Source organism: Terribacillus sp. JSM ZJ617 (assembly GCF_044383785.1).
Lineage (GTDB): Bacteria > Bacillota > Bacilli > Bacillales > Amphibacillaceae > Terribacillus.
The window spans coordinates 1-24,233 of record NZ_JBISEQ010000010.1 but is presented as its reverse complement, the minus strand read 5'-3'; the positions used below and the strand labels follow the sequence as shown (position 1 = coordinate 24,233).

The following is a 24,233-nucleotide window of genomic DNA, read 5'->3' as shown; positions in this document are numbered from 1 at the left end:
TCGTGCAAAATAAAAAAGCCTATTCGGCTTTTGCGTTCATATATGAGAAGTCGTTATCTTTAAGCACTTGATATAAGACATTGCTGACACGCCTCACCATCTCTTCGTCTTGCTCATCGTAACCAGCTTCAAACATTACAGCATGGAACATCTCATGTACGAAGACAGCTTCTTTTCGTTCGTCTGCCATATACTCATCTATGGAAATCTTGTTATTGTGATAAGTCACCTGACCATATATGTCGTTATCAGCTGTAAGATCCTCTACTTCTTTTACTGTATAGTTCATGCCGCCGATGATTACATTCGTAGGTATCATATCCATTCCCCTTTACCATACATTCGCACTGCTTATACCCGCTTGCGGAGCGAATACAATCGTATTTATAAAATACCTGTCAGCATCCATCGTGTGGTCAAATTGCTTCACTGGCTTGTCCTCGCCTCGATTGGCTGCCTTCTCGTCCCAGATGTAAGAAGAGAACTCTTTGAATGTCTCTTTGCAGCAGTCATTGAAGTAAATCAAGTAATCACTTAAAGCTGACTGTACATTCCGGATACCTTCCAGCACATCGTTCTTGGCTTTGATCACATGGAACCTATCCTTCTTCAACTGTGCAATAAAGCTAGATGCGGATGGATCCACGATAACACCCTTGACCCGAATACCTTTGGTGAACTCCTGCAAGTCTTTGCTGTATTCAATGTCTGTCTTCTGCTTGGACTTCTCGCGGCCGTTGTAGTAATACTCCTTGACCTTGTACCACTTCTTCTCGAATTTGCCCCATAGCCCGAAGGTCGTAGGGTTTTGAGTACCATAGTCAATACTGACGTAGTAATCGGTATAACGGCGCTGTATTGTCTCTACGACGTGACCACCCTTGTCATTGTTGAACATATCGTAGATAACACCCTCAGCAAGCACCCATAATCCTAGGATGAACCGTTTGTAGAAGACACCGGTAAACATGCGCTTATAACGAGCTTTAACGCGCTCTGATAGCGAGGGATTGTCGTCCATCGTAAAGTGTAGGCGAATCAAGTTCTTCTCCTGCAGCTTGTCGATGTATTCTGTCTTGAACCAATGATAAGGACTGCCAGGGTTGCAGTTGTACCAGTATTTCGAGCCATCAACAGAGCAACGCGCTTCGGCCTGGCTCACGAATGACTGTGGCATCAGTGCTGCTTCATCAAAGAACATGCCAGCCAGCGTGATACCCTGAATAAGATCCTGCGAGCTTTCATCCTTACCACCGAAGATGTAGAAGTAATTGCTTACCCCATTCTTCGATATTGTCAGATAGTTGTCTGCTCGATGGTCCTTGACCTTGTATCCTCTGGATTTAAGCATCCGTTTAAGCGGAGTGATTACGTTACGCCGCAACGCTCCGATAGTTTTACCAGCCATACCAAAGTTCTCTTCGTTGAATGTCTGCATGCCCCACATAACGTAAGAAAGGCTCATCACGACTGTTTTACCAGCACGAACCGATCCATCACAAATGATTCCATCTTTATCATGAACAGGAGTCTTCTTGTTCCACCATGTCAGCACCTTCATCTGCTTTCTGGAGAACGGCTGAAACTTAAACAGCGCCGGCTTAAGCTTCTTCGGCTTCGGTATTGCTTCCATCGTCACTGTCATCGTCCCACGCTCCTTCAGCAGCCTTATCCAATGCATCCATGAATCCATCATCCTCGTACTCGTCATCATCAAGGTTAGCTTTAGCTTTATCGAATGCGAATCTATCTTTCTCAAGCTGCATCTTCTCTTCTGCCAATCTACGTTTATAGCTATCTGGCAACAGCTCGAAGTATTTATCCAGCTTGTCCAAAGCTCGCATCTTGTCAGCCATTTTAATAGCCACGCCATCTTTACCTTGCTTCACTTCGGTAATGATCGTGCCATCAATCATGCTTGATTCCTTAAAGTCCACGTAATTGACTTCCTTCATGATTGGGTTGCCTTCATCATCTTCCATGGGACCGAACATCCCCATGACTTCGACTTCTTTCTTACCGAAGGTCGTAAAGTCGGTTATATCAGCAAAGGCGATAGCAGCGTACTTGGCTAGCACATCCTGTGCATCGATAAACAGGCTATCAGTTAAGTCCTGCTTTATGCGGCGAATTTCAGCTGCAATCTTATCATTCTTTAACAGCCTGCTTCCCTGCACATGAGCTGTGTCTGGACTATATCCTGCTTTGATTGCTGACTGTGTTGCATTGAATGACTTAACATAGTAAATGCAGAATAATTGCTGTTTCTCAGTTAAATCCTCTTCTTGAATCTCTGGAACAATCTCTCGTTGCTGTTCTTTCTTCTTGGTTGCATCCTTCTTCTTTTGGGTTGCAACCTTTTTAGCAGGAGTTGCATCCCTCGACCAACCATCCCTACTCTTTCTGCTTTTCAAAGTTCCAAGCTTTATATCATGCTTTTCAGCTAATGCTTTCAGTGTAATATCAGACGTCTCGTATTCTTCTCTTATCTCATCCCAGTTCATCTACATCACCACCAGCACCTTCCGCGCTTTATTTGTTTACCACCACCGATACCGGAATCCTTGAAACCCCTTAGCAGCAATATGACCTTCTTCTTTTAGATCATCCATGACAATCTGACATTTACCAACCCATCTTCGTCCGGTTGTTTTACATATCATTTCTGATTCGGCTTTAATGTCAATCACTCTCATGGAGGATTCAATCACCTGGTTCTTAACGAAAAATATCCTTTCACCTATTTTCAGCTTCTTCGGCATTCTCGCTAGAGTCCAGAATTGAACATAATCATTTTCCATCATGTCTTTTGTTTCGAAATCATCATTCGCATATTCGCTTTTAGGGATTGTCACAACGATATCCATGTTTTCACCCCATTAAAAAAGCACCCTTAACGGATGCTGCCCTTAATTATTAATAGTTCCTTCTCTTCCTCTAGACTTTCTTGGTGTAACTCTAGTGAAGTTTTCATGACAATTTTGAAATCCTCTTTATCTTCATCGATAACATATTTTTCAGCAATGTTCCAGGCATTCTTTTCAGCTTTCATGCTCGCAGTGTAATATTCATTAAAATACCTTTCTGAATAGCCTTTGATATTAAATAACCTTTTATTTTTTGTAATTTGTTTGTCGATAACATTCAACTCAGGATCTATTGCATGTCCTAATTCATGGAGGAAAATAAACCGTCCATATTTAAGTTTATCCATGCCGAGATCAGCTGCAGATTCAGCCACATTTTTTTCGCTAATAAATATAGTTCTTTCCCTGCCAACATACAATCCGTTCTCATACATGTCGTTGTTCTCTTTAATGTTCATATTGGCAGAACTTAACGATTTTCCAAATACATCTTTCAAATGATTAATAACTGTCGCCATAAATCACCCTCCGCTCTTTTATCCATTTTATCGGATTTTAGGAAGGATTTGTTAACTAAAAAAGCGCCACTATGGACGCTTTCCTTTATTTTCAGTCACTGCTTCGCGCAATGATCCTCATTTTCGGCTTCTCGTCGCCGATATCCTTGCTATTTACTTGTGTATTCAGCACCACGTGATCTCTCCCTTTCGAAATCACCTGTGCTGATAGAGTGAGCTTCATAGATTCACCGCCTCCCTACAAGGTTAGCAGCCAATCTAGAGCATGAATGGTAGAAAACATATCCAATTCTATCTCGAATGAGAGTAGGTTTAGAGGAACGAAGTTCCTTGACTAACCACTATATACAGCTTATTTTCTAACCCCTTCACCCTTAGGGGGGTTCGTATGACAATCGTATGACAAGAAATTTTTAATTTATTTTTTCTTTTATCTTCTCTTTTGCTCTATTGATGTACTTTTGCACCGTCGGCTTGCTGATATGAAGCTCTCTCGCAATCTCCGACATAGACCAGCCTTGTGCTTTATGCAGAAGGAAACATTCCCTTTCACGATGTGACAGCAGGATAAGAACATCTCGTATAGCATGCTTCTCATCCTCTGTCAGCTCTCTTTGCTTGGGTTCTATATCCAAGGAAGGCATCAAGTCCATATTCACCAGTGAGCGCTTCTGATAAGCTGACTTCTTTTCAATCCCTCTTGCTCCTGGATGATGGCCGACCTTCATCCATTCAATGGCTTCGGACATATCTTTTACCATTTCGCTAAGCTTCGATTTATCATTCTGATCATGAATATCCTCGGGATCCAGAGCGTTTTTCATCTGGCTCAATCCACGACGACCCTTTTCATACTCAATAATCATCCTGTCCGCCCAGTTATCGTGTACAGCAAGCTCCCTATTTGCCGTCAGCATAATACATTTCCTCCTCGTCTTCGAAGTAAGAGAATGTGCCGCCAGATACTTGTTCCAGCTTTTTGAGCTGCTTTCTTTGAATCCGCTTGTTCTTAGTCCTGTTTAAGATATAAAAGGGCTTAGCTACTTTCAAAGACAACTCAATCAGTTCTTTTGAGCTCATTTCCACCCTGCACCTACCTCCCACAAAGACTGAGCATATCTACTACGCTGAATCGGCTGCTGTACTGGTTTGTCGCGGTCTTTACGATAAGGACTCTTCCTCATTAAAATTCTGTATGTCATGTTCATATCCATTGCTCCCTTTTTGGATAAATAAAAAAGGACACAAACCGAATCCTCCCTTTAGGATTTGGTTCATGTCCTGCGTTTTTCGCTCAGACTTATTTAATTTTGGCTTTCTTATAACGGACACGCTCTGATTTTACAACGTCAATTACTTGTCCTTCTTGATAGCAGAAGTTGTAATTTCCATGACCGCTTGTTGGTGGTTCGATTACTTGCAGCTTACCATCAACAACTGTGTAAATCATGCCGTCTACAAGTGGTACTTCCGCGATCATTCGCTGCTTATCAATCGATACATTTTGCATCATATCAACGTTTCTAGCTGTATTCATTATACCACTTCTCCCTTTGTATGGCACGTAATATATGGCAAATATGGACTATTTTTCAATATAGTTAATTGTTACTTTAACAGTTTCGCCGTTTATGGCCATGCTGTCCTTTATGAACTCCTCATATTGCCGTATAGGACTTTGCAAGAAACTTTGCAGTTCAGTTTCCGATAAAGAACCAACGATCTTTTCAACCACCGGATCAAGTTCTTTTTCGAGGGTTATCGTTGTTTTCACTATTTTTGGCATCAGGTGCACCCCTCGCATGTGTAATACCTACCCATCGAGAAATCACCCTTAGCAATAAGTGTCAGTTCAATCTGATCCTGCGGAATATCCTCAAACATTGAGATTTCGTTGATAGCAAATTCCTTCGCCTGTTCTTCACTTCCCTTTTTGTAAACTGTTTTCTCCCCACCGTCACCGTCCGGCAACTTGTATGCGAATTTGTAATCCATTAGCTTGAAGTCCATGTTATTTCCTCCCCGATTTAATTACTTCTTCTATTTGAACTAATCCCGACATCGGAACGGTTTTTATGTTTTGCAGTATCCACTCAACCTTCTCTCGCTTTTCCTTGGCTGATTTCACCTGATCCCAATACTCTTCAGCAGTTTCATAAGCTATATAGTCGAAACCAAACCCATCGTCGGCTGTCATTGTCCGCTTATTAAATCTTGTTTCTGTCTCGCGTGTTTTGTCAGCCCGTACTGCATAAACACTTGCAGTATTTACTTTGGTAACCCGGTATTCTGTTAAATTAGGCTCATTTCTTGTGAACCATTGCGTGTTTACATATATTATTTGCCCTACTTCAGGAACGAATTTCTTCGGCACATTACTTCCTCCTTCTTCTTTTTATCGGCGGGAACCATGGCTCTACAGGCTTAGGTCGTTTCTCCATAGCCCGCATTAAGAAGTCCCTTTCTGCTGTGTCCTTGGCCTTCAGATTGCGATATTCGTCTTTCAAAGATTCTGGGAATGGTTCGCCAAGTTTCTTACAGGTTCGGTAAAAGTAGTTGAGTTGCTGGTATCGGTCGCGTTCGGCTTGCTTCACCCTACTTCCTCCCCTTCTGACCTGCTGGCTTTTTCACGAATTCCACTCCATCAATCAGCACAACTGTCGGTTCACCCTTCTTTGTTTTCAATATTTCGATAAATGCAGCTACACGCGTGTTTTTGCTTAGCATAAGTGGATCGTTATTCCGCATGTAAAACCCTCCTCGGGATAGTTTCCATAGCTTCCAAATTTTCCTTCCAGCCACGACCAAGCTTTGCATAAAGAAGATTACTTATTTCTTGATAACGTCTGCGATACTCGCTGCGTTCATCCTCTAAGCTGCGTATTCTTTTATTGGTGTTTTCAATGAACTTTGGGTTTTCACTCTTTCGAAGCTTTCCGGACTCCCTGCATAGCGATCTAATCATTGAATCCTTTAAAACTTCTTCCTCAACGGTTAATTCCTGTCTTTTTGCGCGTTTTACAGATGTTCCACCGATGTAAACTCCGATATGTGCCGGTATTTCGTCTTTTACTTTCTCGTACAACTCTCTGGTGAGCACGTAATAGTTGAAATGACCACAGAATGTTTTCTTTGCTTTGCTACGGAAATCGGCTACTGATACCTTTATTTCATAGCAGCGCCATACCCCTTTAGTGTCATAGGTCATGTAATCAACTCGTTCTCTTCCAAACCAGCCGATCGTTACCTCAAAGCATCCGAATATACCTTGCTTGCAGGTAGCAGCATATATTTGATTCTCAAGCTTTTCAGTGAGTTCTGTCTTCGCCATCAATATTCACCCCTCACACGCTCATTTGGATATCCTTAAGAAATTCCCCGTCTCTTGTGTAGAAAAAAGCTCCTGTCAAATCATTGCTTTTATCCTCCATTACTCCAAAAGCGTAGTGCAAAGCTTTCATAATCCCTTTGATGTAATGGATTTCTTTCTTGAACGGTCTATCATCATACGGCTCAATCGGCCTGTACAAAATAACTTGTATATCACTGTTAAATAACGTTTTACCCACACATTACGCTCCATTCTTCTTCCGTTTTGGTTTCGCCTTCCTTTCCAGCTTCTTAAGCTCGTCCAACTCAATCCAGCCGCCAAGTTCATGCTTGTAAGTCATCAGTGATAGCTTCAAATCCTGGTACCGCTTGTAGAATAGTTTCTTTTTGATCTTAAAAGCCTCTGTCTCCACACCTTTTACATCGACTACCTCCTGGCTGCCATCATTGTGCGTAATCAGGAAGTCCGCAACATATTCCATCTTCTGAATTGACTTACCCTGGTGCTTGAACGCTTCTTGTAGTAAGTATCTTGGTTGTAGTTCGTATGATTGTATGTCTCCGGCTTTTAACCGTAGTTTCGTATATTGATAGAAATGTGCTTCGGCTTTGGAATCGAATGTATGGCCATCAAGCTTAACCTTCTTGGATCCGTATTTACTTCTTGGCATTGGTTACCTCCCCGCGGTATCCTTACTCAAGTGATAGATTGCCAACGAATTTATCTGTTCGGGTATCTACAAGCTTTATGTTTACATCGTGCTTGCCTGCTTCTTTTAATTCTTTAGCCTTAGCAATAGCTTCCTCAGGAACAACAAACTCGGATCGTATGAAACTTTTGTCTTCTGCTTCTTTCCAACGTACGGCGTGTAATATCATTTTGCATTCTCCTTTTTATTTATTTTTCTAACTTTAGCCTCTCGCTCTTTCACACATCACTTTGATATGCATATCCTCCAGCTGCACCAAACCTGCTTGCTCGATCGGCTTCCCTTTGTATTCCTTCACGCCAAATCGTTTCAGCTTGTCTATCAGGTACCAGCGTCGAACTATGACTGCTTGCCTCTGCCTGCCGGCGTATTCTTTTAGTAATGGCATTTGATCACCTCCTAGTGCTTCCGAGCGCTCTCTTCTTCGAATATCCAATTAGTGTCAACGTCTTCGATTGGCGGTCTTTCTCCTAACTTATCGAAAGCAATTTGTTTAACTTTTTTTAGCTCTACATCAAATTTAGGTCTCTTCTTTATGATCCTTTCCAACGATGCGCCAACTTCTAATAAATAGTTCAATGCATCCTCTTTGGTGCTTGTTTGAGCCATCACTGACATACTCATTGGAATATCGAACAATTTGCAACCGGATTCCACTTCAGAGATTCTTATTGCTGTACTTCCTGGGATGGCGAAGAATTTATACTTACCAACCTTTATTTCATGGCCGACCATCGGAACCCATTCATTAGCAGCCAAGTAGAATCTCTGTGTTTTTTCATTAACCGAAATTTTCATGTTGATCTCTCCCTTATTTGGAATGCTGTGTAACATCTATCCCTTTAGCTTTTAACATCTCGATTATTTGGCTTTGTTGCGAAGTATCTGCCAAGCAGTCATTCGTTGACCAAGCTAAGTCAAGCACCTCCGTATTTTGCTCGTCTTCCGGTAATGACCTCTGGTGTCTAGTGGTATCAAACATTATTTTGTTTACGAATTTGATCAAGTTATACTGCTTTGAAGCTAGCTCGACAAGAAGCGCTTTTTCTTCCCGTAAGTCCTCGACCATTAACCGACGTTTCTTAAGCTCTTTACAAGCATGATCGTAATCAGCTTTAAGCAGTTGGTGTTGTGTCATCACTTTCATCAGTATCCGCTCTCCTGGCGTTTCAGGTTGATTTTATTCTTTTCGAAATAAGCAGTCTCTACCTGCTCCCAAGTGAATCCAAATGTGATTCCTAGTAGCAAGAACGCTTTAAAGGTGTAATCAAACCAATAGTGAGTGCTTTTGTCCGCCAGTATGTCGCCATTCCAAATTACAGAAGCGTTAAATTCACTTATCCCCGTGTAACACTCTGAAAATAGATCCACAATAGTCGTTAAACCGAAATCAATATCTTTTACACCATCCGAAATATCATCTAACCCAATATCCAACCCAATACTCAAAATGAAATGCAAGCAGTCAACGTATTCTTCGAGTAGTGGGTTTTTAGGTTTCATTCCAGTCAGATAATTTCCGTCATAATCACACTGAAAATCAAATTCTTTAGCTTTATCTGGCGTAATCTTCTTTTTGCACATGCCACATAAAAAGTAATGCGCTTCTTTGTCCGAGCAGGAACTGTACATGTCCTTTGTAGGAGATTGTCTGTTACTCCAAAACTTAAACCCGCGCCATTCGTTCGCGCATTCACCTAGCTCCACTTGCAACGCCAGTATCTTTTTACTGAGTCTGTCCTCACCATCCTGCACTGGATGTTTCACCAAAATATCTGCATCCAACTTTGCTTGTGTTTCAAAAAGTGCTTTTAGATCCATCTCTTCATCTCCCGTCCATAAAATCAAATATTGTGGTCTGTTCCATTTCGACTTTCATCACGTAGTTTTTCTGTATCCAGGAAGCCGGTGGATGGTACTCTGTCGTTCCTTCGATCAAATAACCGATCGGTACCGCATCCCCCGCTTTTCTGTTCGGTTTCTTTTGTTGGGTCAGCTCGGTCCATACCCAGAGGTTTTGTTTCATTCCTCCACTCCCCTGTCGTAAGCCATAAGATAATAAACAATGCTACTGGTATCACGATGACAATCACATAATCCATGGTGTTCATTTCACATAAGCGATCTCCCGCTCCAATTTCCCTTCCAAAGCAAGATGAACTAGCGCAATTATGACTTCAGGATAGAACCTCTTTACACATTTGCTGATCTGCATTGGTCTGTATCCTTCGTTATGCAGCCTTGCTATTTCATTGAGCTTTTCCGTTTCAATCATGAATTCGAGGTCCTCAAGCATGTTCGTCCAATAACCCGGTCCCTTTAGTGGCAGCATCGGCTTGTCACTAGCTTTCTCTCGATTGAATTTTTCAGCTGAAGCTGGCATCTTCAGAATCCTCTTTTTGAATGCTATAAATCTTGTATCCGTTCTGTTCCATGATTTTTCTTACACTTTCGATTGTGCCTTCCTGGAATCCGTAATCCACGGGTACTCCCTCTGGATGTAAACCGATAACACGAATCATACCGCTTGCGCCTCCCTCATAGCAGCCAGCAACTGCTGCATCTGTCTTTCAATCCTGGCATCCAACTCTTCCGGCGTTGCTTTCTGGCAGCCATTAGGGCAAGGACTTATTTGCGTTACAGCCCCGACCCTGTAATGGAATACTCCCTTATGGCAGATGTTACACATTGGCTGGTTCGCCTTTCAGAGCTTTGGCGATTTCCCCATTAATCCAAGACAACTGTCCCAATAGTTCAAACATGTTGCTGGCATCACCACTGCGAATCTCACGATCAGGAATGCTTGCCAGTGCTTTTTCTGTGGAACCGTAGTGCTTCGGATTAATCCAAGACACTTTTACTTCTTTGGTTTCCTCGTCAGTACGCTCTGACTTCTCTGTTACCGTTACTGAGAGGTGGTCTCCGTCCAGTTTGTACTTGTTTGCAATGATTAGGTCTTTCATCAGAATGCATCCTCCCTTTTTCTGCGATCCTTGCCTTCCATTCGTATCCCTTTTGCGTTCTGCAGCATCCGGGAAGTAATTCGATTGCCGTGCATCCCGTATTTGGTTGCTAGCTCCCGCTCTGTATAGTTAGTTGTACAAATAACTGGCTTATCGAGTCTTAGATCGAACACTTTACACAGAACATCTGACACCCATGTTTCATAGCCATTATCGTTCATTTTCACGTACTCAGCGCCTACATCGTCCATCACGAGCAAGTCAAGTCCTGATATCATGTCGAATATCTGCGTTTCAGTAAGCTCCGATTTCGGCGAAAAGGTACCTCTGACGTATTCCAGTAAATCCGAAGCTTTTATATAAAGGACCTTGTAGTTCTGATTCTTCAGTGCTTTAGCTGCAGCATACGCAAGATGACTTTTGCCAAGACCGGGGGAACCGCTCAATACGAGCGACGCCCCTTCATTGTTGGCAAACCCTTGAATGAATCGAGTAACTAAATTTCTAGCTTCTCCTTGCGAAGCATAATCGGAATCCGGTTTGAATGAATTTACAGTAGCTTCTTGAAGATCCCACGGCACCCGCTCAAACTTCTCGATGAAGTTCCGTTCACGTCTTTCTTGAAGGTCTTCGATAAATGGGAGACCCTTTTTCAGCTCGTTATCAGAGCAAGTCTTGCATGCACCCTGCACACCAAAAGGAGTTTCATAGACTTTGTATTCATTACCGCAGGTTTCGCAGTTACGGCTTCCAGCTGGTTTGATCTTTTGAGCAAAACTGCTACTTTTGAACGCGTCTTTGAATGATTTCATAGTCTACCTCCTCAAAATGCGTCAGACGCAGGATCATATTCGTGCTGTTGTCGTCTAGGCTTGAACTGTCGTATATTACTGTTTTTGTTGTGCAAGTCATCATCACGCTCAACATCTTTCATATTTCGGATACCTTTTGCATACCATTGTCTTAAGATACCCAGAGCATAGGACAACTTCTTTTCAGCAATACGAGTTCGTGTCATAGCTTCGATGCACAACTCATCCCCGAGATCATCGACAAAGCTGAACAAGGATTCTTTTTCTTTTAAGGATGCATTGAAAAAGTTTTCGGACAGGTAGGAGGTAGCGTTCTCGACCTTGCTTTCCTGTCCTTTACTTTCGTTTCCTTTACTTTTATTTTCTTTCCTTTCCTTTACTTTGCTATTTTTTGCTATATCATCGCTATGATTTTGTGATGGCTTTGCCATAGCATTGCCATCTTCTTCGTTATCTCCCCACCGCTTAGCAGCACCTTTTTTACCAGCTTCAGACCGCTTATTCTTTATGTCACGAAATTTCTCTTTACGTCTTATTAAACTATCACTCCAGAAGAGATCATCTTTTGTTTGAAATAGATTCTCCTCTATGCACGTGTTAATGATTTGCTTTAGCAGTGCCATGTCGATGTTATAGCTAACAGCAATTCCCTTAACTTTGCTGTGATGTAATGCGCTTTCTGTGCTTTCGAACATCATTTCGATTAAGGCCCAATAGATACCGTAGCCTTCCCAACCATGTTCTGCTCGCAGCATAAGGATCTTTTCGTCTTGTCTCGCATTTGAGTCGTGCGAAAAGTAATATGCTTCTTTCATACTCCCTTTCACCTCTCCCTTTAGGTGTTATTGCATAAATCCTCTTACGTAATCTTGGATCTGTTTAAATGGTTCTGCTATTTCCGGTATATCCATCAATGTCCAATCGACTACTAATAACATCAAGCCGATTAGATAGAACATCACCGCTAGTGCCGGAATCCTAATAGTCCACTTCACGACCCTCCCTCCTTTCGAGAATCAGTGCTAGCTGCAGCTCCCGATACAGCTAGGCATTAAAATGGCAAATCATCATCAGAAATTTCGATTGGTTCACCTTTATCTTTGAATGGATCTCGGTCATTTTGATTGCTGTTATTACTGCTGGACTGTCCGCCGCTATTGTTGTAATTAGAGTTATTACTTTGGTTGGTACCGCCGCTACCACCCTTTGATTCGAGGAACTGTACGCTATCAGCAACAATCTCAGTTACATAGACCCGGTTACCTTCTTGGTTATCGAAGCTGCGTGTCTGTACTCTTCCATCAACTCCAACCAAACTACCCTTGCTCATGTAGTTAGCTAGGTTCTCGGCCGGCTTTCTCCACACTACGCAGTTGATGAAGTCTGCTTCACTTTCCCCTGATTGGTTTTTGAATGGCCGGTTTACTGCCAGTGTAAAGTTGGCTACTGCTACTCCATTTGGTGTATATCGTAAATCTGGATCTTTCGTCAGGCGCCCTACAAGGACCACTCTGTTCAACAATTGAATTCCTCCCTATGCCACATGCACAATAGTGCCAGTGATCTTCTGTACTTCTTCTTTGAATAATGCTTCGTCGCTGTTAGAGTCACTCAGATGGAGCAAATGCACGCTCTGCAGCTTGCTGAGATCATTTGCATGCAGGAACTCCTTCATGTTTTCTAAGCTAAAGTGTGATCTGATAAGCCTGTTCTTCATTGCCTTATGCACTTGGCCGCTCTCAATGTTTTGATTGAGAATGTCCATAGAGTAGTTGCACTCGACCATAAGGTGCGTGAGCCCTTTGAACTTGTACTTGATGTAATAGGTGTCTGTAGCGAATAGCAGCTTCTCTCCAGCTTGATTCATTAGCAGGAACCCCATTGGCTCTGAAACATCATGCTGTACGTCAAACGGTAGGATAGTCCATGTACCGATCGTGAATTGTTCTTTCGCTCGTACAATCCTCGGATGATAGATATCGGTATCTATCGCTTCTGCTGTTCCTTGCGACATGTAAACCGGTATGCCGCGCTTCATCACTTCCGTAACGCCAGCACAGTGATCCTTGTGCTCATGTGTGACTAAGCATCCCTTTATCTCCGAAACTTTGAAATTGAGTGCCTGTTGGATGGATTTATACCGTATGCCACATTCCAGAAGGAGAGGCGTGCTGCCATCGGTCACCCGATAGCAGTTACCGGTACTTCCGGTTGCCAGCACCTTTATATCAATCAAAACCCTGGACCGCCTGATGTTTCTGGTTGTTTCTCGTCCTGCTGCTGGTAATCTTCTGGTTCGGTTTCTTTTGCTGCTGCAGTGTTGAAACTAGGTGAATCTGTTGGATCAATGTCGATGATTTCTGTATTTGCATTTCTTTTAATATCTTGCTGAGCAGTCGTTTCCGCATCCGGTTTAACATCAGCATCATCTTCTGTATACATAGCTCCCAAAGTCTCTGGGAAAGCTTCACGCAAAGCATTTACAATAGCTGACTTACGAATCATTGTTAGTGGCATCTGCTTCCAAGTTGCTTGGCCTTTTGAAAATTCCTCTAGTGAAATCCTTGATGTTACTGCTGCAGAGCGATCTTCTCGATAAACTTTGCACCAGCCTCCAACCAAGATGTCATTTTTGAGTTTGATTGCACCTTCCACATCAACTAGTTCTCCATTCCGCTCAACCACAATACCGGCTTCAAAACCTTTATATTTTGCATGGGCTTCGGCACGTTTCATAAAGGCTTCTTTCGATACGATGATCGATGCTGGCTGAGTACCGAACTTAACGAGATATGCTTCATTCAAAAACGGATTGAGCTTTTGGAATTTACACAGGTTAGTGAACATCACTACTTCTTGTTCAGAAACTTGACCATTACCACGAACTAGATACTTCATCACTGTGTTTCCAGACAACTTAACTTCTTCACCATTCACGGTGAATCCGACTTGCTTATTCCAGACCGTTACTTTCTCTTCTTGCTGTTGCGCCACTTGATTTGACATATTAGATAGCCTCCTATTTTTTAGTCGCAGTACGTTCGGTTGCAATGTGGGCAACCAGTAATTAATTCACTAGCTGCTTTTTCTACCGTGATTCCAGTCATGTAAGAAACATTTTCACCGCTCAGAAAATCTTTGCGTGTTTTTTGCTTTTCTTCGTAGATATTGGTCCTGCAGTTATAACAAGTTCCGAATCTAGGAGCGAAATGGGGCAAACCCTTTTCATCACATAACTTTTTTTGTGCCTCTACAGCTTTTTCAACATCAAACGTCATATCAGATAGCCTCCTGCAATTTGTCTGTTTCAACTCGTAGCTGTTTGTCCTGCTCTGAAACAATCAAGCTGATAACCTGTGAATCTATCTCTGCCAGCTTCGTGACAGCCTCGCTATTGTCAATGAAGATCGGTGCTGAGATACCGTAATGCTTGGAAAGAGTGTTGATGATATCCAAACCGACATTGATCTTAGCAGCGTTGTTAAGTCCCTTGCTGTAAGGCACGCCTTTGTACAATGTCTCGCACACTTCTTGTAAGCCGCCGTTAATCTGTGGCTCGAATAGTTTGAATCGGGCATGCTCGAACTTGGAGTTGATTTTGCTTTCCAGAAGGTTCACTTTAGCTTTAATGAACTCGTTAGCAAGGTACTCTTCACCTTCCAGCGTTTCGAATTCAGCAGATAGTTCCTGTTGCTGCTGTTCTAGTTCTTCTATCCGGGCAGCAGTCTGTTCAGACTGTTTAAACTTAGCCAGATCAGCCTGCAAGACTTCAATTTCACCAGCTAGCTTCTTGCCTTCCTCTGTTACTTTATCCAGAGCCGATTGAGAAGACTGTTTAAGTTCCTGTATCTCTTCCTCCAGACGTTTTTTCTGGTCTTGAAGCTCTTGGTATTCGGATGTGCTTTGAACGTTTGTGAACGTGCTCTCAGTGTTCGAAATCTTTTCCTGTAGGGAATCGATGTCTTTTTGTTCGAGCGATACTGCTTCTGTGAGTCCAGTTAGTTCCTCTTGCTTAGTTTTAAGCTTGGCTTCGATCGCTTCTTTCTCGGCTTTCAACTTCTGCCCTTGGCTTTGAATGAATTCAAGCTTGTCTGACTTCTCTATATTGAATGCCGCCTGTGCATCTTCTTTCTGACTCGCAAGCTTCTCTTCTGGTAATGCTTGGCCGCACAGGGAGCATACCGTGTCTTCTTCAAAGTTGAATGTTTTGGCGTTAACTTCGCCCCATTCGGTACGCAACTGACTCATTTTCTCGGCTTTTCGGTTAATATCATGTTGCATTTCCTCGATGTCGCCTTTTGCAGTACGCTGCTTACGTTTGAAATCATCCAAGTTATCTTGATGAGCGTTTAGTTGTCTGCGAAGCTCCAACACGCCTTGCTGTTCTTTCGCCTTATGCTGATTCTCCAGGTCCAACTGGTTGCCTTGTAGTTCAACAAGTTCGCGTTGCTTCTTGCTGACCTCAGAACCGTTCTTGATTCGGTTGTATTCATCTGCCTTGGCTTCTTTCTCGCTTTGAATGCGTTTCACTTCCGTTGATATTTCTTCTTTATTCAAACCAGAAGTGTCCGGCAAGGAACGGCGCGCTTCATCAATCCGAACTGGGATACGTTCGAGCTCTTTATTAATCTCTTTTTTCTTAGAAGCAATAACTTTTTTATGATCTTCGATGCTCCGTCCGTTTAGGATTGCTGGCAGCCCTCCAAGCTCTTCTTTGCTGGAGATTACATCGTCGTCAGATACGTCACCAGCTACTTCCAAAAGAAGCTCCCTTCTGTCTTGCCATTTCAGCTGTTCATTGTAATAGGAAGGATTGGTTAGTAATTTAAAGATGTCCTCGTCCACAATCGATGCAACCTTGTCCGTGTAATCTTTCTTCCTAACTGGTACTCCGTCCAAATAGTAGTCCGTCTTATGACCTTTGAATTCTGCAGTTACAGATCCACGCTTTTTGGTGTACTCCTCTTTGAACACCTTTTTCAGCGTCAGTGGCTTATTGTCGATCACAAGCGTTACTTCGACTTCATGATTTAGGTAATGCTGCTCCTTGCCGTCCTGATCCACTGTCTTGATACCAAACTCCTTTTTGTTCTGGCTGTCCTTATCGAACAAAGCCCATAAGAAGCCGTCATAAGTAGTTGTCTTGCCTGTTTCGTTGTCGCCGAATACTTTGGCATCACGGCCGTTTACACTAAGAGTGAATTCCTTCACCCCTTTGAAATGATTAAGAACCAACTGCTGCAGTTTGATAATCTTGGACATTGCGCTTCGTCTCCCATTCTTTAAATTGGTTTAGTTGATAAGCATCATGAGCATCAATCAGCTGCCGAATGTCATTCATGGTCCCGTATGAACCAGCTATAACTCTAGTGACAACCGCCAGCGCTTCCCTTGGGTTCATGCCGCCTTGAACGTGCATGTAGTAGATTCGAATGTAACGATCTCCATGTTGTGGAGCCTTCATAAAGCTCACTCCCTTGCGAATTTCCAGCCAATCAGCTATTCTAAAGGTGCGAACATTAGAAAAGTAATTGACTGCCACCCTTTGGGGTGGTTTTTATTTGCCTAATGCTTCCTCAGCTTTTTGCATGCCTGCATAAAATGAACCAGCCGGGATTACAGAGCCTCTTGCAATCTCAACTTGCTCATATAAAACCGTAAGTGCTTTTTCTAAGGTCTTAATTCTTTCATCCTGCCAGTAAATAAGTTGCGCTTGGCGTTTCTCATTCTCAGTCATAAAACCCCTCCTATTTCGATGAAATAAAAATGGTCCAACCACTACCCTCCTTTGCAAATGCATGAACAGCCAGTATCGTGGGACGCAGTTTCCGCTACCTCCCTCAGTAAGCACACCAGCTGCTATGCTCACTGAGGAAGACCGGATGGTCATTCCTTATTCTCTTCAAGTGATAAAGCTTTCCTTGCATAATTACCGCTATCTCTTTGGATTGGTGATCCCCACTTATCGAAGCAGTATGTGCCTTCCGCTGCGTAAAAGATGAGTGCATTTCTATATACATTGAGTAAGTCCACTATTTCGATAATTTCTTCTGCATCAACATATCTGCCAAGGTATTTATTGTGTGAACCATCCTCTTGGTAAGCCACGAGACTAGCTCTTATTTCGTTTAGTTTTTGGATATCCAATTGATTCCTCCATCCCGTCACCAGTGACGATTCATATTTTTGTAATGATCGAACAAACCTTGTTTCTTAAGCTTTGATACCTGCTGCGCCAAGCTTACGCCTGTTCTCCCTAACGCTAGTCCAAGATCATCCATGTGATCGGCATGCCAATACTTGCAAATGTATTCAAGTTCCTCCTGTGTAAAAGGAGTGCGATTGTAGCTGTTGTGGTGGTACAGTGGATGTCTTTTCATCCTGCCAAATTGGTCGTATTCAACCTCTATTACGTCAAAGGCTTCCATACCTCTGCCCTCCCTTGGCAGCTAATAGGCTTTTTTATTTTTGCCAGTCTGGTTTGTAGATTTCTCCAGTCTCTAGATTTTGCAAATTGCGATGCTTTCCATCATCGATAACTTGTATTCCGTATTTTTTTAGTCGGTCGTTGTTACCTTCGTTGTCATCGTTTCCTGAGAATATGAGGTCTTCCGTTTCTCTTTCATACACGTCAAATTCGTAATTCCATGCGATATTTATTGCTTCAGCTATTTCGTTAGAAGGTAATAATTGAAATTTTCCATAGTCCCAGTTCCAAGCCATGAATTTTGCATCTTTTTTATCCATGAAAGAACCTCCTGTATATTAGAATCAATTCGTGTTATAATCGGTTTGTTGAGATAACCAAGGACGCTAGTGGTGCCCGCCGCTACGCGTCTTTTCTTATGCAAAAAATCGAATGCAGCAGTATAAGAATGCAAGTGTCAGACCAAAAGCTACTGGGAAGAAAACTTTAGGACTCATATCGCTTCCTTACCTTTAAAGCGTCTGTACATTTCATTGACTCGTCCCTGCTCTTCTATCTCCTGGACTAACTGCAAGATTTCATCAGATTGCTTCTTTTCTTCTTGCATCTTCATCAGTTGCTTAGCAGATCGTGTGGCGTTCTCCAATCGGAGGATTAAACCTTCATAAAAGCCTGCATCCACATCCATATTTGCTTCGAGTAACAAGTCTTTAATACATACAATCTCTTTTTCAGCAGCGACAATGTCCGACGGTTTGAATTGTTCAACTAAGATCTTATTCATGACATCACATATCCTCTCGATTTAAGTTTCATATCGTGTTCCTCCCAAATGTCGCTCCAGCTAAGACCGTAATCCTCGCAACAGACAGCGATGAAGGTAAGTATTGCTTTGACAGCATCCACTGACTGATCCATGCCATGTTCTATGTTGTCGTGTTCAAATGCCGATAGTGTGCTTGGTCTTTTGTAAGTCGCCATTTTGGCTAATGCAGACACCATTTCTTGAGCTTCTTCGATGACCTTCTCTTTTACCGCGCTTCGGTGAAGGTCTGCTGCAGGTCCGTCCAGCTTTTTTAATCCCCAACCAAGATACTCGTTGGAGGCTTCCAAGCCTGGCCACGGATTACCATTCTCAATAAAGTAGCGAGCCATGTGAGGTTGTACCTTGTAGTCTCCTCGTTCTTGCTGACCAATTGCTTCCCGTGTGTAGCCAGTATCCAGTGAGGCTTGCAGTTGCGTTTTATCAAGTAATTTCCTCCCTTGTCTAATTGCTTGTCCAGCTCTTCCTTTTGACATGAATTCCAGCTTCCTTTCTGCCATTGTTTGGTAGATTAGTAGATATAATGAATGTATAAGCAATTGAGTGACATGCTCCCAATGTTGCTAAATGTTGCTTGTATATGTTCATGTTGATTCGCGATAAAATGGAATTAGATAACACTTAGTTTTGGATGTTCGAGAGCATTCTCTCTTATCCACTCAACATTGCGATCTTCCCAAGCTTCCAGATGCCGCAGCATTACTTTTGCTGGTCCTATACCAGGCATGCGAGGAAAATCCTTGCGATTTAAAAGCTCAGCAGCTTTGGTATCCTTTATCTGATAACGATCCTTTAAATCCTGTTTAGTAAGAACTTTATCTTGCTGGCCGCTGACTTTTGCTCGAAGCTCCCTTACTTCTTTTTGCAAAGGTTCGACGGTCTCATGTAGTAGCTTCTTAAGTAGCAACATTTCTTCGGCTGTCATATTCTCACTCTCCCTTGTGAGTATTAGTGGAAGTCGATGATCCAGTAAGTATCTGAATCATGTTTTGAACTAAACACCACTGCACCGTTCGAAAGATTGGTGTGGTGATTTTTTTCGTACCAGGTGAACGATAAGCTTTTGTAGTTCAGAACAATAATTGTTCCGTCTTCATCGTCGTGATCAATTTCTATAGAACTGGGCCTGTCATTTATGTGGATGTGAGGTTCGGAATCCCTGTTGTGATGATAAAGACTTACTTCAAAGTTCTTTCTTTCACCGAACTTCTTCCAAAGTTCATTAGATGAAGTATCAAAACTGTTAAACTCGACTACATTGCTCATTCACATGACCTCTTCCATTTGGAAGTCATTAATATCAACTCTGAACTCTAATGCCATTTCCTTTACTACTTGGATGTAAATTTCGACTAAGCGTTTCTCTTCCTGTATGACATCAAGTCGGTTGATTTTGTTTACATATGATTTAGGCATTCCTTGAGCAGCAGCCCGTTCCTTACGATTGTTTAATCGGATATTAAGATTGCAGCCTGCTCGCTTTTCAAATCGATCGTAGCTAAGGCTTCTAACGCTTCTGTATGGCTCGATGCCCGTCCACTTTTGAGCGATTTTCTTAAGTATCACTTCTACTTTGTTTCTCCAACCAACACTCGTGATAGAAACGATGTTTGAGATATTGGAAACAGAGTTTTCTAGTTGAGTTACACGCTTGTCCTGCTCGACAAGTTGATTAATCGTTCCTTGCAAGATTTCTAACTGAGATTGAGGTTTTGTAATCTGTCTTGATTTCTTCTCGACTTCGATGAAGTATTTTCGAATAGCCCGACCTTGTTCGTTGTTCTCGACCATGGCTATCTCTTTTGCTGTATCCATAAGCAACAGATATTCTTGCTTTGGCCTACCGTTATGGGTTTGTCCCAAAATTGGGAAAAAGTCGTCTCCCTTGATAAATCCATATTTATTGATTCGATCTTGAATCCATGTAGCGAATTTCTTGCCAACCATTAACTGTTCATGCAGCTCCCGAGCATTAACAACTTTGTTACCTTTGTTTGTTTCATAGACTGGAAGTATTTCATCAGCGACAACTTTCAAATCATTCATTGTTATCCTCCTGTCGTTTTCTTCACACACTGCAGAGAACGTCCGGTCTAGGCAATGGCCTGCATGTATTTTGGCGGGGCTATTTATAAGGTGACGACTAATCACCACATCTGTCATGGCTCCCTCTCGCTACAGGCGCTCTGTGCAGTGTGCGAAGTTGCTATTTAGCAGACTTCTTGATTTATTGCATTTTCTGCAACACTACTCGTAAAAAAAACCTCCATTGGTTGCTTAAAATGATTAGCAATTGTCTGGAGCTCCAAAGCAGTAAAGTCTTGTTTTCCAATTTCTTTTCGATGGTACGGAAATTTTGTATTAAAACCGAGTAAATTTGCCATGTCATCTTGAGACATCTTGTTTTTAATACGTAAAGATTTTATCTTTGTTAAATCAACAGTCGTCATATTACCACCCCCTAGTTGCATAAATTGCAATAACCATACTTGTATATTACATTGCGTTTTATGCAACGTCAAGAGAAAATATAAAAAAAATTGTGTTTTTAGCAACTTATGATTGCTAAATATGCAATAGTGATATATTTGAAGGGAGGATTTCTTTTGGAGGTAGCGTTAATTGTGGAAAATATACTAGGTGAAAGAATTGCCGCATTAAGAGAGAAGAAAGATATAAAACAGTATGACTTAGCAGATAGAATCGGATTAACCAAGTATCAATTAAATAGATATGAAAAAGGTCATTCAAATCCTGACCCAGATATTATTGTAAAACTGGCCGATTTTTTCGATGTGACTACTGACTATCTCCTTGGTAAATCAAATAGCCCTAAAAAGACCGAAGAAGATGAACTCGAAAGTTTCATTAGTGATCCCGAATTAGAGCGTTGGTACAAAGAGTTACCGAAGACTTCTGAAGAAAACCTTCGGCAATTAAAACGTATCTTCGAGATAAATAGGGAATTAGATAGAAAAGATGATGAGGGTAATAATTAGCCATTTTGCTTAAACAAATCTATTGCAATGGGGGTCATTAGTGTATATGAAAAAAGTGTCTGCTTTGATGTTAATGACGTTGCTTGCCTTTTTCTTAGCTGCTTGTGGAAACGAAAGCGCATCCGAAGATAAATCTTCCACAGATGAACCTAAGAATGCTGCAACTACTGAAGAAGAAAAAACCAAAGATGCCGAAACTGAGGAAAACGCTTCAGAGACTGAAGATACAGGATCTGCTGAATCTCAAGCTGAATTTATGGAAGGTGTAGAAGATGTATCTGATGTTGAACTAACATTAGGCGTTGAGAAAACTTACCTTTGGGAAGATGATGCCTCTGGCATTAAATACCTCAGTTACTATGCTGGTGTAGAAAACGAAAGTGATAAAGCTGTAGACATTGGGGCCGCTTCAGTTACCTTTAAGAATGAAGATGATGGTAGTATTGCAACTGTATCGAATACAGTTAGCGTGGCACCGAATGTCATTGGTCCAGGGGAAATAGCTTATGTTACTGTTAATGAACCAGCTGGAGATCTTGAAATTGATACAAATGTTTCTGCTGAATTAGGTATAGACTTGATACCTGCTACGGCTGAGGTTCAATGGCTCGACTTCACAAACGTAAATGGTAAAGTGAAGGGAACAGGATTAAACGTTACAGCAGAAGTTGAAAACACTACAGGTGAGAAGCAAGAAGAAGTAAGCACGGTTGTAGGCGTCTATAGCGGTGACGAATTCCTTGGCGTTTTGGAAGGCGGAGTTGAAACAAGTTTAGATGCTGACGCTAAGTCAGGTGTAGAAATGTTCTATCCGCCATTCCCTACCGAAGCAGCCGCGAAAGCCGATTCTTTCGAAGGCGCAGCATACTCTATAAAATATCAAGAATAGCCTTTTACGGCTTTTCTTTTTATAATAAAAAAGAACATATGTTCCTACACTTGGAATCTATATCCCATATACACCATATTTTACTGCTGAAAATACTGCATAATCTTTCCTATAATGTAAATGTGATGCCTTTAGCGCATTAGGGAGGGAGAGCAACAAGATGAGAAATGAAGCAACCTATAGCTACAGTTACATGGAAAGTAATGTGCAGAGAATCTACGAAGAGATGGGGATATCCTCACCCGACATGATTGATCGTTATTTAATCGCAAAGAAGCTAGGCATCCATTTGCTAGAATGGGAGTTTGCTAGTCAAGCTGTAAAGACTAGGAAGCGAAAACTAATACTCTTGGACGAAGAGCTATCAGAGATTCAAAAGCAGGCGGATTTCTTTCATGAATTGGCTCATCTACTGCATCACGCTGGCACTCAACAAAACCTAAGCAAAAGCATGTACCAGTATCAGGAGAACAAGGCAGAATTATTCGCTTTACATTGTCTTATGCCGACGTTTATTCTTATTCGGGACAAACTGCCACCTGACGAGAATTCCGCAGCCTTTTACATATGTGAGAATTATCGTGTTTGCGATGCTCATGCCCGAAAAAGATATCGAATGTTTCTCGAAAAGATAAGGAGTTGATATTATGGCCTATTATCGTAAGGTACCGGCTAAGAAGAGTAGTAAAGGATATACGTGGTCTGTTACTGTTGACATCGGTCGCGATGATAAGGGAAAACGTAAACAGACCACTAAAAGGGGCTTTGCTACGAAGAAAGATGCAGAAAAATATGCAGCCCAGGTGCAACACGAAATTAACATGGATACGTTCATTGTTGATTCAGGTATGAAATTGAAAGAGTATCTTGAGAAGTGGGTTGAATTATACTGCAAGCGCAAATTAAGAGATACAACGATAAAAAGTTACCAGCGAGCAATTGACTTTCGCATTCTGCCAGTAATAGGCGAGAAGCAGCTTTCACAGCTTACTCCTCCTTATTTGCAAGTCTTTGTTAATGGTCTGGTCGATGAGGGGTTGTCCCCTCGATACGTCGAGTATATATCCGGTATTCTTTATGGCGCTTTAGACAAAGCAGTAGAATGGGATCTTATGCGAAAGAATCCAATGAGTCGTGTAGATGTCCCTAGAGCAAGACGCAGCCAGAAAGTTACTTGGTCTGTAGAAGAAGTGAATACTTTCCTGACTGTGGGTAAGTTTGTTGATATCGACTATGCAACAGCAATCGAAATCTGTCTTGATACTGGCGTTCGTCGTGGTGAGCTGTTAGCAATTAAGTGGGATGATATTGATTGGGAGAACCAGACAATCCGTATAGATGAAAGTTTAGTATATGATGATGAAGGTTTTAGATTTGGAACTACCAAGAATGAATCATCAAAACGCAGCATAAAATGTACAAGTACCGCATTCGAGAGCTTGCGCAAGCACCGGGTACGCCAAAATGAAATGAAAATATATTTCGGAAATCAGTACAAAGATCATAATCTAGTATTCTGTCGAGAAGACGGTCAACCGATTTATCCAAGAACATTGACCACAATCTTTAATCGTATGATTAAAAAGGCAAATGTGCCTAAAATACGTATACACGATATACGCCATACGCATGCAACTCTTTTCCTTGAATCTGGAGGAACTATGAAAGAGTTACAGCAAAGGCTTGGACATGCAAGTATGGGAACAACCAGTGATGTTTATGCTCATGTAACTGAAAAAATGAAGAAGAGATCCACTGAAAATTACGAAGAATATATGAAAAAAAGGAGCTGACCACGACCGATGTGGTCAAAATGTGGTCAATTCCTTTTATAGTACCTCTAAAACCCCTCTATCTCAAGGTTATTTCAGCCACGCACTCAATATGCCCAGTCT

The 24,233-nt window shown here is 41.9% G+C and carries 49 protein-coding genes; 4 read left to right on the top strand and 45 right to left on the bottom strand.

Annotation, left to right across the window (positions count from 1 at the left end):
- Positions 1-19: 19 nt before the first annotated feature.
- The 45 genes from ACH6C1_RS19335 to ACH6C1_RS19115 form a co-directional block, all read right to left on the bottom strand.
- On the bottom strand, positions 20-319 hold the full coding sequence (locus tag ACH6C1_RS19335) for an ImmA/IrrE family metallo-endopeptidase (protein ID WP_374080040.1): 300 nt from the start codon (positions 317-319) through the stop codon (positions 20-22).
- 12 nt (positions 320-331) lie between these two features.
- Complete coding sequence (locus tag ACH6C1_RS19330; protein ID WP_374080038.1) at positions 332-1,645, bottom strand: PBSX family phage terminase large subunit; 1,314 nt, start codon at positions 1,643-1,645, stop codon at positions 332-334.
- Complete coding sequence (locus ACH6C1_RS19325; RefSeq protein WP_374080036.1) at positions 1,602-2,504, bottom strand: terminase small subunit; 903 nt, start codon at positions 2,502-2,504, stop codon at positions 1,602-1,604. Before ACH6C1_RS19325 ends, ACH6C1_RS19330 begins: the two co-directional genes overlap by 44 nt.
- Before the next feature lie 36 nt (positions 2,505-2,540).
- On the bottom strand, positions 2,541-2,867 hold the full coding sequence (locus tag ACH6C1_RS19320) for a hypothetical protein (RefSeq protein WP_374080034.1): 327 nt from the start codon (positions 2,865-2,867) through the stop codon (positions 2,541-2,543).
- Positions 2,868-2,893: 26 nt separating this feature from the next.
- On the bottom strand, positions 2,894-3,385 hold the full coding sequence (locus ACH6C1_RS19315; protein ID WP_374080033.1) for a hypothetical protein: 492 nt from the start codon (positions 3,383-3,385) through the stop codon (positions 2,894-2,896).
- A gap of 91 nt (positions 3,386-3,476) precedes the next feature.
- Entirely contained in the window at positions 3,477-3,608 is a 132-nt protein-coding gene (locus ACH6C1_RS19310; RefSeq protein WP_374080030.1) for a hypothetical protein, read from the bottom strand.
- A gap of 190 nt (positions 3,609-3,798) precedes the next feature.
- Complete coding sequence (locus tag ACH6C1_RS19305; RefSeq protein WP_374080028.1) at positions 3,799-4,302, bottom strand: sigma-70 family RNA polymerase sigma factor; 504 nt, start codon at positions 4,300-4,302, stop codon at positions 3,799-3,801.
- Complete coding sequence (locus ACH6C1_RS19300) at positions 4,286-4,471, bottom strand: hypothetical protein (RefSeq protein WP_374080025.1); 186 nt, start codon at positions 4,469-4,471, stop codon at positions 4,286-4,288. The genes ACH6C1_RS19305 and ACH6C1_RS19300 overlap by 17 nt, the downstream gene beginning before the upstream one ends.
- A 214-nt stretch (positions 4,472-4,685) precedes the next feature.
- On the bottom strand, positions 4,686-4,922 hold the full coding sequence (locus ACH6C1_RS19295; RefSeq protein WP_374080022.1) for a DUF3954 domain-containing protein: 237 nt from the start codon (positions 4,920-4,922) through the stop codon (positions 4,686-4,688).
- 48 nt (positions 4,923-4,970) lie between these two features.
- The gene (locus ACH6C1_RS19290; protein ID WP_374080019.1) at positions 4,971-5,171 is read right to left on the bottom strand and encodes a hypothetical protein; all 201 of its coding nucleotides are present in this window, start codon (positions 5,169-5,171) and stop codon (positions 4,971-4,973) included.
- A complete protein-coding gene (locus tag ACH6C1_RS19285; RefSeq protein ID WP_374080016.1) occupies positions 5,171-5,395 on the bottom strand; it encodes a hypothetical protein in 225 nt (74 codons plus the stop codon). Before ACH6C1_RS19285 ends, ACH6C1_RS19290 begins: the two co-directional genes overlap by 1 nt.
- Before the next feature lies 1 nt (position 5,396).
- Complete coding sequence (locus ACH6C1_RS19280; protein ID WP_374080013.1) at positions 5,397-5,759, bottom strand: beta barrel domain-containing protein; 363 nt, start codon at positions 5,757-5,759, stop codon at positions 5,397-5,399.
- 1 nt (position 5,760) lies between these two features.
- A complete protein-coding gene (locus ACH6C1_RS19275) occupies positions 5,761-5,979 on the bottom strand; it encodes a hypothetical protein (RefSeq protein WP_374080011.1) in 219 nt (72 codons plus the stop codon).
- Position 5,980: 1 nt separating this feature from the next.
- Entirely contained in the window at positions 5,981-6,133 is a 153-nt protein-coding gene (locus ACH6C1_RS19270) for a hypothetical protein (RefSeq protein ID WP_374080008.1), read from the bottom strand.
- Entirely contained in the window at positions 6,123-6,716 is a 594-nt protein-coding gene (locus tag ACH6C1_RS19265) for a hypothetical protein (protein ID WP_374080006.1), read from the bottom strand. The genes ACH6C1_RS19270 and ACH6C1_RS19265 overlap by 11 nt, the downstream gene beginning before the upstream one ends.
- Positions 6,717-6,729: 13 nt before the next feature.
- Positions 6,730-6,954, bottom strand: a complete 225-nt coding sequence (locus ACH6C1_RS19260) for a hypothetical protein (protein ID WP_374080003.1) — start codon at positions 6,952-6,954, stop codon at positions 6,730-6,732.
- Between the two features lie 3 nt (positions 6,955-6,957).
- Complete coding sequence (locus tag ACH6C1_RS19255) at positions 6,958-7,386, bottom strand: DUF1064 domain-containing protein (protein WP_374080000.1); 429 nt, start codon at positions 7,384-7,386, stop codon at positions 6,958-6,960.
- Positions 7,387-7,408: 22 nt separating this feature from the next.
- Positions 7,409-7,594 (bottom strand): hypothetical protein, encoded by a 186-nt coding sequence (locus tag ACH6C1_RS19250; RefSeq protein ID WP_374079997.1) that lies wholly within the window; start codon positions 7,592-7,594, stop codon positions 7,409-7,411.
- Between the two features lie 33 nt (positions 7,595-7,627).
- Positions 7,628-7,813, bottom strand: coding sequence for a hypothetical protein (locus ACH6C1_RS19245; RefSeq protein WP_374079995.1), 186 nt, complete (start codon positions 7,811-7,813; stop codon positions 7,628-7,630).
- An 11-nt stretch (positions 7,814-7,824) separates the two neighbouring features.
- Entirely contained in the window at positions 7,825-8,223 is a 399-nt protein-coding gene (locus tag ACH6C1_RS19240; RefSeq protein WP_374079992.1) for a hypothetical protein, read from the bottom strand.
- A gap of 13 nt (positions 8,224-8,236) precedes the next feature.
- Positions 8,237-8,572: a hypothetical protein gene (locus ACH6C1_RS19235; RefSeq protein ID WP_374079989.1), complete on the bottom strand. Its 336-nt coding sequence runs from the start codon at positions 8,570-8,572 to the stop codon at positions 8,237-8,239.
- Complete coding sequence (locus ACH6C1_RS19230) at positions 8,572-9,246, bottom strand: dUTP diphosphatase (RefSeq protein ID WP_374079986.1); 675 nt, start codon at positions 9,244-9,246, stop codon at positions 8,572-8,574. Before ACH6C1_RS19230 ends, ACH6C1_RS19235 begins: the two co-directional genes overlap by 1 nt.
- Positions 9,247-9,250: 4 nt before the next feature.
- Entirely contained in the window at positions 9,251-9,451 is a 201-nt protein-coding gene (locus ACH6C1_RS19225) for a hypothetical protein (RefSeq protein ID WP_374079984.1), read from the bottom strand.
- Positions 9,452-9,532: 81 nt separating this feature from the next.
- Complete coding sequence (locus ACH6C1_RS19220; RefSeq protein ID WP_374079982.1) at positions 9,533-9,808, bottom strand: hypothetical protein; 276 nt, start codon at positions 9,806-9,808, stop codon at positions 9,533-9,535.
- Entirely contained in the window at positions 9,792-9,947 is a 156-nt protein-coding gene (locus ACH6C1_RS19215) for a hypothetical protein (RefSeq protein WP_374079979.1), read from the bottom strand. The genes ACH6C1_RS19220 and ACH6C1_RS19215 overlap by 17 nt, the downstream gene beginning before the upstream one ends.
- A gap of 159 nt (positions 9,948-10,106) precedes the next feature.
- Positions 10,107-10,388, bottom strand: coding sequence for a hypothetical protein (locus tag ACH6C1_RS19210; RefSeq protein WP_374079976.1), 282 nt, complete (start codon positions 10,386-10,388; stop codon positions 10,107-10,109).
- A complete protein-coding gene (locus ACH6C1_RS19205; RefSeq protein WP_374079973.1) occupies positions 10,388-11,200 on the bottom strand; it encodes an ATP-binding protein in 813 nt (270 codons plus the stop codon). The genes ACH6C1_RS19210 and ACH6C1_RS19205 overlap by 1 nt, the downstream gene beginning before the upstream one ends.
- 11 nt (positions 11,201-11,211) lie before the next feature.
- Complete coding sequence (locus tag ACH6C1_RS19200) at positions 11,212-12,015, bottom strand: Lin1244/Lin1753 domain-containing protein (protein WP_374079971.1); 804 nt, start codon at positions 12,013-12,015, stop codon at positions 11,212-11,214.
- Between the two features lie 27 nt (positions 12,016-12,042).
- On the bottom strand, positions 12,043-12,195 hold the full coding sequence (locus ACH6C1_RS19195) for a hypothetical protein (RefSeq protein WP_374079969.1): 153 nt from the start codon (positions 12,193-12,195) through the stop codon (positions 12,043-12,045).
- Positions 12,196-12,251: 56 nt separating this feature from the next.
- Positions 12,252-12,722, bottom strand: a complete 471-nt coding sequence (gene ssb, locus ACH6C1_RS19190) for a single-stranded DNA-binding protein (protein WP_374079967.1) — start codon at positions 12,720-12,722, stop codon at positions 12,252-12,254.
- Positions 12,723-12,734: 12 nt separating this feature from the next.
- Positions 12,735-13,436, bottom strand: coding sequence for an MBL fold metallo-hydrolase (locus tag ACH6C1_RS19185; protein ID WP_374079964.1), 702 nt, complete (start codon positions 13,434-13,436; stop codon positions 12,735-12,737).
- Positions 13,433-14,206, bottom strand: a complete 774-nt coding sequence (bet, locus tag ACH6C1_RS19180) for a phage recombination protein Bet (protein WP_374079961.1) — start codon at positions 14,204-14,206, stop codon at positions 13,433-13,435. The genes ACH6C1_RS19185 and bet overlap by 4 nt, the downstream gene beginning before the upstream one ends.
- 20 nt (positions 14,207-14,226) lie before the next feature.
- Positions 14,227-14,478: a hypothetical protein gene (locus tag ACH6C1_RS19175; protein ID WP_374079959.1), complete on the bottom strand. Its 252-nt coding sequence runs from the start codon at positions 14,476-14,478 to the stop codon at positions 14,227-14,229.
- 1 nt (position 14,479) lies between these two features.
- Positions 14,480-16,462, bottom strand: a complete 1,983-nt coding sequence (locus tag ACH6C1_RS19170) for a coiled-coil domain-containing protein (protein WP_374079957.1) — start codon at positions 16,460-16,462, stop codon at positions 14,480-14,482.
- Positions 16,425-16,664, bottom strand: a complete 240-nt coding sequence (locus tag ACH6C1_RS19165; protein ID WP_374079955.1) for a hypothetical protein — start codon at positions 16,662-16,664, stop codon at positions 16,425-16,427. Before ACH6C1_RS19165 ends, ACH6C1_RS19170 begins: the two co-directional genes overlap by 38 nt.
- Before the next feature lie 93 nt (positions 16,665-16,757).
- Positions 16,758-16,937, bottom strand: coding sequence for a hypothetical protein (locus tag ACH6C1_RS19160; RefSeq protein ID WP_374079952.1), 180 nt, complete (start codon positions 16,935-16,937; stop codon positions 16,758-16,760).
- A 149-nt stretch (positions 16,938-17,086) separates the two neighbouring features.
- Positions 17,087-17,347: a hypothetical protein gene (locus tag ACH6C1_RS19155; protein WP_374079950.1), complete on the bottom strand. Its 261-nt coding sequence runs from the start codon at positions 17,345-17,347 to the stop codon at positions 17,087-17,089.
- 17 nt (positions 17,348-17,364) lie between these two features.
- Positions 17,365-17,628: a DNA-entry nuclease gene (locus tag ACH6C1_RS19150; protein WP_374079948.1), complete on the bottom strand. Its 264-nt coding sequence runs from the start codon at positions 17,626-17,628 to the stop codon at positions 17,365-17,367.
- Between the two features lie 34 nt (positions 17,629-17,662).
- Positions 17,663-17,947: a hypothetical protein gene (locus tag ACH6C1_RS19145; RefSeq protein ID WP_374079945.1), complete on the bottom strand. Its 285-nt coding sequence runs from the start codon at positions 17,945-17,947 to the stop codon at positions 17,663-17,665.
- A gap of 173 nt (positions 17,948-18,120) precedes the next feature.
- A complete protein-coding gene (locus ACH6C1_RS19140) occupies positions 18,121-18,411 on the bottom strand; it encodes a hypothetical protein (RefSeq protein WP_374079943.1) in 291 nt (96 codons plus the stop codon).
- The gene (locus ACH6C1_RS19135) at positions 18,408-18,989 is read right to left on the bottom strand and encodes a calponin homology domain-containing protein (RefSeq protein ID WP_374079940.1); all 582 of its coding nucleotides are present in this window, start codon (positions 18,987-18,989) and stop codon (positions 18,408-18,410) included. Before ACH6C1_RS19135 ends, ACH6C1_RS19140 begins: the two co-directional genes overlap by 4 nt.
- Before the next feature lie 71 nt (positions 18,990-19,060).
- Positions 19,061-19,375, bottom strand: a complete 315-nt coding sequence (locus ACH6C1_RS19130; protein ID WP_374079937.1) for a beta/alpha barrel domain-containing protein — start codon at positions 19,373-19,375, stop codon at positions 19,061-19,063.
- Between the two features lie 23 nt (positions 19,376-19,398).
- Positions 19,399-19,716, bottom strand: coding sequence for a hypothetical protein (locus tag ACH6C1_RS19125; protein ID WP_374079935.1), 318 nt, complete (start codon positions 19,714-19,716; stop codon positions 19,399-19,401).
- Positions 19,717-20,496, bottom strand: coding sequence for an antA/AntB antirepressor family protein (locus ACH6C1_RS19120; RefSeq protein ID WP_374079932.1), 780 nt, complete (start codon positions 20,494-20,496; stop codon positions 19,717-19,719).
- 164 nt (positions 20,497-20,660) lie between these two features.
- A complete protein-coding gene (locus ACH6C1_RS19115; RefSeq protein WP_374079930.1) occupies positions 20,661-20,900 on the bottom strand; it encodes a helix-turn-helix transcriptional regulator in 240 nt (79 codons plus the stop codon).
- A gap of 156 nt (positions 20,901-21,056) precedes the next feature.
- On the opposite strand from ACH6C1_RS19115, the gene ACH6C1_RS19110 reads away from it, so the two are divergent.
- From ACH6C1_RS19110 to ACH6C1_RS19095, 4 genes are all read left to right on the top strand, one after another.
- Positions 21,057-21,449, top strand: a complete 393-nt coding sequence (locus ACH6C1_RS19110) for a helix-turn-helix domain-containing protein (protein WP_374079928.1) — start codon at positions 21,057-21,059, stop codon at positions 21,447-21,449.
- Between the two features lie 40 nt (positions 21,450-21,489).
- Entirely contained in the window at positions 21,490-22,338 is an 849-nt protein-coding gene (locus ACH6C1_RS19105) for a hypothetical protein (RefSeq protein ID WP_374079925.1), read from the top strand.
- Between the two features lie 160 nt (positions 22,339-22,498).
- On the top strand, positions 22,499-22,981 hold the full coding sequence (locus ACH6C1_RS19100; protein ID WP_374079922.1) for an ImmA/IrrE family metallo-endopeptidase: 483 nt from the start codon (positions 22,499-22,501) through the stop codon (positions 22,979-22,981).
- A 4-nt stretch (positions 22,982-22,985) separates the two neighbouring features.
- Positions 22,986-24,131 carry a tyrosine-type recombinase/integrase gene (locus ACH6C1_RS19095; protein ID WP_374079920.1) on the top strand — a complete coding sequence of 382 codons (1,146 nt, stop codon included), beginning with the start codon at positions 22,986-22,988 and terminating at the stop codon, positions 24,129-24,131.
- Positions 24,132-24,233 lie beyond the last annotated feature (102 nt).

Coding starts and splice junctions, on each gene's coding strand:
- ACH6C1_RS19335 (WP_374080040.1), bottom strand. CDS start 319: ATGATACCTACGAATGTAATCATCGGCGGCATGAACTATACAGTAAAA.
- ACH6C1_RS19330 (WP_374080038.1), bottom strand. CDS start 1,645: ATGACAGTGACGATGGAAGCAATACCGAAGCCGAAGAAGCTTAAGCCG.
- ACH6C1_RS19325 (WP_374080036.1), bottom strand. CDS start 2,504: ATGAACTGGGATGAGATAAGAGAAGAATACGAGACGTCTGATATTACA.
- ACH6C1_RS19320 (WP_374080034.1), bottom strand. CDS start 2,867: ATGGATATCGTTGTGACAATCCCTAAAAGCGAATATGCGAATGATGAT.
- ACH6C1_RS19315 (WP_374080033.1), bottom strand. CDS start 3,385: ATGGCGACAGTTATTAATCATTTGAAAGATGTATTTGGAAAATCGTTA.
- ACH6C1_RS19310 (WP_374080030.1), bottom strand. CDS start 3,608: ATGAAGCTCACTCTATCAGCACAGGTGATTTCGAAAGGGAGAGATCAC.
- ACH6C1_RS19305 (WP_374080028.1), bottom strand. CDS start 4,302: ATGCTGACGGCAAATAGGGAGCTTGCTGTACACGATAACTGGGCGGAC.
- ACH6C1_RS19295 (WP_374080022.1), bottom strand. CDS start 4,922: ATGAATACAGCTAGAAACGTTGATATGATGCAAAATGTATCGATTGAT.
- ACH6C1_RS19290 (WP_374080019.1), bottom strand. CDS start 5,171: ATGCCAAAAATAGTGAAAACAACGATAACCCTCGAAAAAGAACTTGAT.
- ACH6C1_RS19285 (WP_374080016.1), bottom strand. CDS start 5,395: ATGGACTTCAAGCTAATGGATTACAAATTCGCATACAAGTTGCCGGAC.
- ACH6C1_RS19270 (WP_374080008.1), bottom strand. CDS start 6,133: ATGCGGAATAACGATCCACTTATGCTAAGCAAAAACACGCGTGTAGCT.
- ACH6C1_RS19265 (WP_374080006.1), bottom strand. CDS start 6,716: ATGGCGAAGACAGAACTCACTGAAAAGCTTGAGAATCAAATATATGCT.
- ACH6C1_RS19255 (WP_374080000.1), bottom strand. CDS start 7,386: ATGCCAAGAAGTAAATACGGATCCAAGAAGGTTAAGCTTGATGGCCAT.
- ACH6C1_RS19250 (WP_374079997.1), bottom strand. CDS start 7,594: ATGATATTACACGCCGTACGTTGGAAAGAAGCAGAAGACAAAAGTTTC.
- ACH6C1_RS19245 (WP_374079995.1), bottom strand. CDS start 7,813: ATGCCATTACTAAAAGAATACGCCGGCAGGCAGAGGCAAGCAGTCATA.
- ACH6C1_RS19240 (WP_374079992.1), bottom strand. CDS start 8,223: ATGAAAATTTCGGTTAATGAAAAAACACAGAGATTCTACTTGGCTGCT.
- ACH6C1_RS19235 (WP_374079989.1), bottom strand. CDS start 8,572: ATGAAAGTGATGACACAACACCAACTGCTTAAAGCTGATTACGATCAT.
- ACH6C1_RS19230 (WP_374079986.1), bottom strand. CDS start 9,246: ATGGATCTAAAAGCACTTTTTGAAACACAAGCAAAGTTGGATGCAGAT.
- ACH6C1_RS19225 (WP_374079984.1), bottom strand. CDS start 9,451: ATGAAACAAAACCTCTGGGTATGGACCGAGCTGACCCAACAAAAGAAA.
- ACH6C1_RS19220 (WP_374079982.1), bottom strand. CDS start 9,808: ATGCCAGCTTCAGCTGAAAAATTCAATCGAGAGAAAGCTAGTGACAAG.
- ACH6C1_RS19215 (WP_374079979.1), bottom strand. CDS start 9,947: ATGATTCGTGTTATCGGTTTACATCCAGAGGGAGTACCCGTGGATTAC.
- ACH6C1_RS19210 (WP_374079976.1), bottom strand. CDS start 10,388: ATGAAAGACCTAATCATTGCAAACAAGTACAAACTGGACGGAGACCAC.
- ACH6C1_RS19205 (WP_374079973.1), bottom strand. CDS start 11,200: ATGAAATCATTCAAAGACGCGTTCAAAAGTAGCAGTTTTGCTCAAAAG.
- ACH6C1_RS19200 (WP_374079971.1), bottom strand. CDS start 12,015: ATGAAAGAAGCATATTACTTTTCGCACGACTCAAATGCGAGACAAGAC.
- bet (WP_374079961.1), bottom strand. CDS start 14,206: ATGTCAAATCAAGTGGCGCAACAGCAAGAAGAGAAAGTAACGGTCTGG.
- ACH6C1_RS19175 (WP_374079959.1), bottom strand. CDS start 14,478: ATGACGTTTGATGTTGAAAAAGCTGTAGAGGCACAAAAAAAGTTATGT.
- ACH6C1_RS19170 (WP_374079957.1), bottom strand. CDS start 16,462: ATGTCCAAGATTATCAAACTGCAGCAGTTGGTTCTTAATCATTTCAAA.
- ACH6C1_RS19165 (WP_374079955.1), bottom strand. CDS start 16,664: ATGAAGGCTCCACAACATGGAGATCGTTACATTCGAATCTACTACATG.
- ACH6C1_RS19160 (WP_374079952.1), bottom strand. CDS start 16,937: ATGACTGAGAATGAGAAACGCCAAGCGCAACTTATTTACTGGCAGGAT.
- ACH6C1_RS19150 (WP_374079948.1), bottom strand. CDS start 17,628: ATGGAAGCCTTTGACGTAATAGAGGTTGAATACGACCAATTTGGCAGG.
- ACH6C1_RS19145 (WP_374079945.1), bottom strand. CDS start 17,947: ATGGATAAAAAAGATGCAAAATTCATGGCTTGGAACTGGGACTATGGA.
- ACH6C1_RS19140 (WP_374079943.1), bottom strand. CDS start 18,411: ATGAATAAGATCTTAGTTGAACAATTCAAACCGTCGGACATTGTCGCT.
- ACH6C1_RS19130 (WP_374079937.1), bottom strand. CDS start 19,375: ATGACAGCCGAAGAAATGTTGCTACTTAAGAAGCTACTACATGAGACC.
- ACH6C1_RS19125 (WP_374079935.1), bottom strand. CDS start 19,716: ATGAGCAATGTAGTCGAGTTTAACAGTTTTGATACTTCATCTAATGAA.
- ACH6C1_RS19120 (WP_374079932.1), bottom strand. CDS start 20,496: ATGAATGATTTGAAAGTTGTCGCTGATGAAATACTTCCAGTCTATGAA.
- ACH6C1_RS19115 (WP_374079930.1), bottom strand. CDS start 20,900: ATGACGACTGTTGATTTAACAAAGATAAAATCTTTACGTATTAAAAAC.
- ACH6C1_RS19100 (WP_374079922.1), top strand. CDS start 22,499: ATGAGAAATGAAGCAACCTATAGCTACAGTTACATGGAAAGTAATGTG.
- ACH6C1_RS19095 (WP_374079920.1), top strand. CDS start 22,986: ATGGCCTATTATCGTAAGGTACCGGCTAAGAAGAGTAGTAAAGGATAT.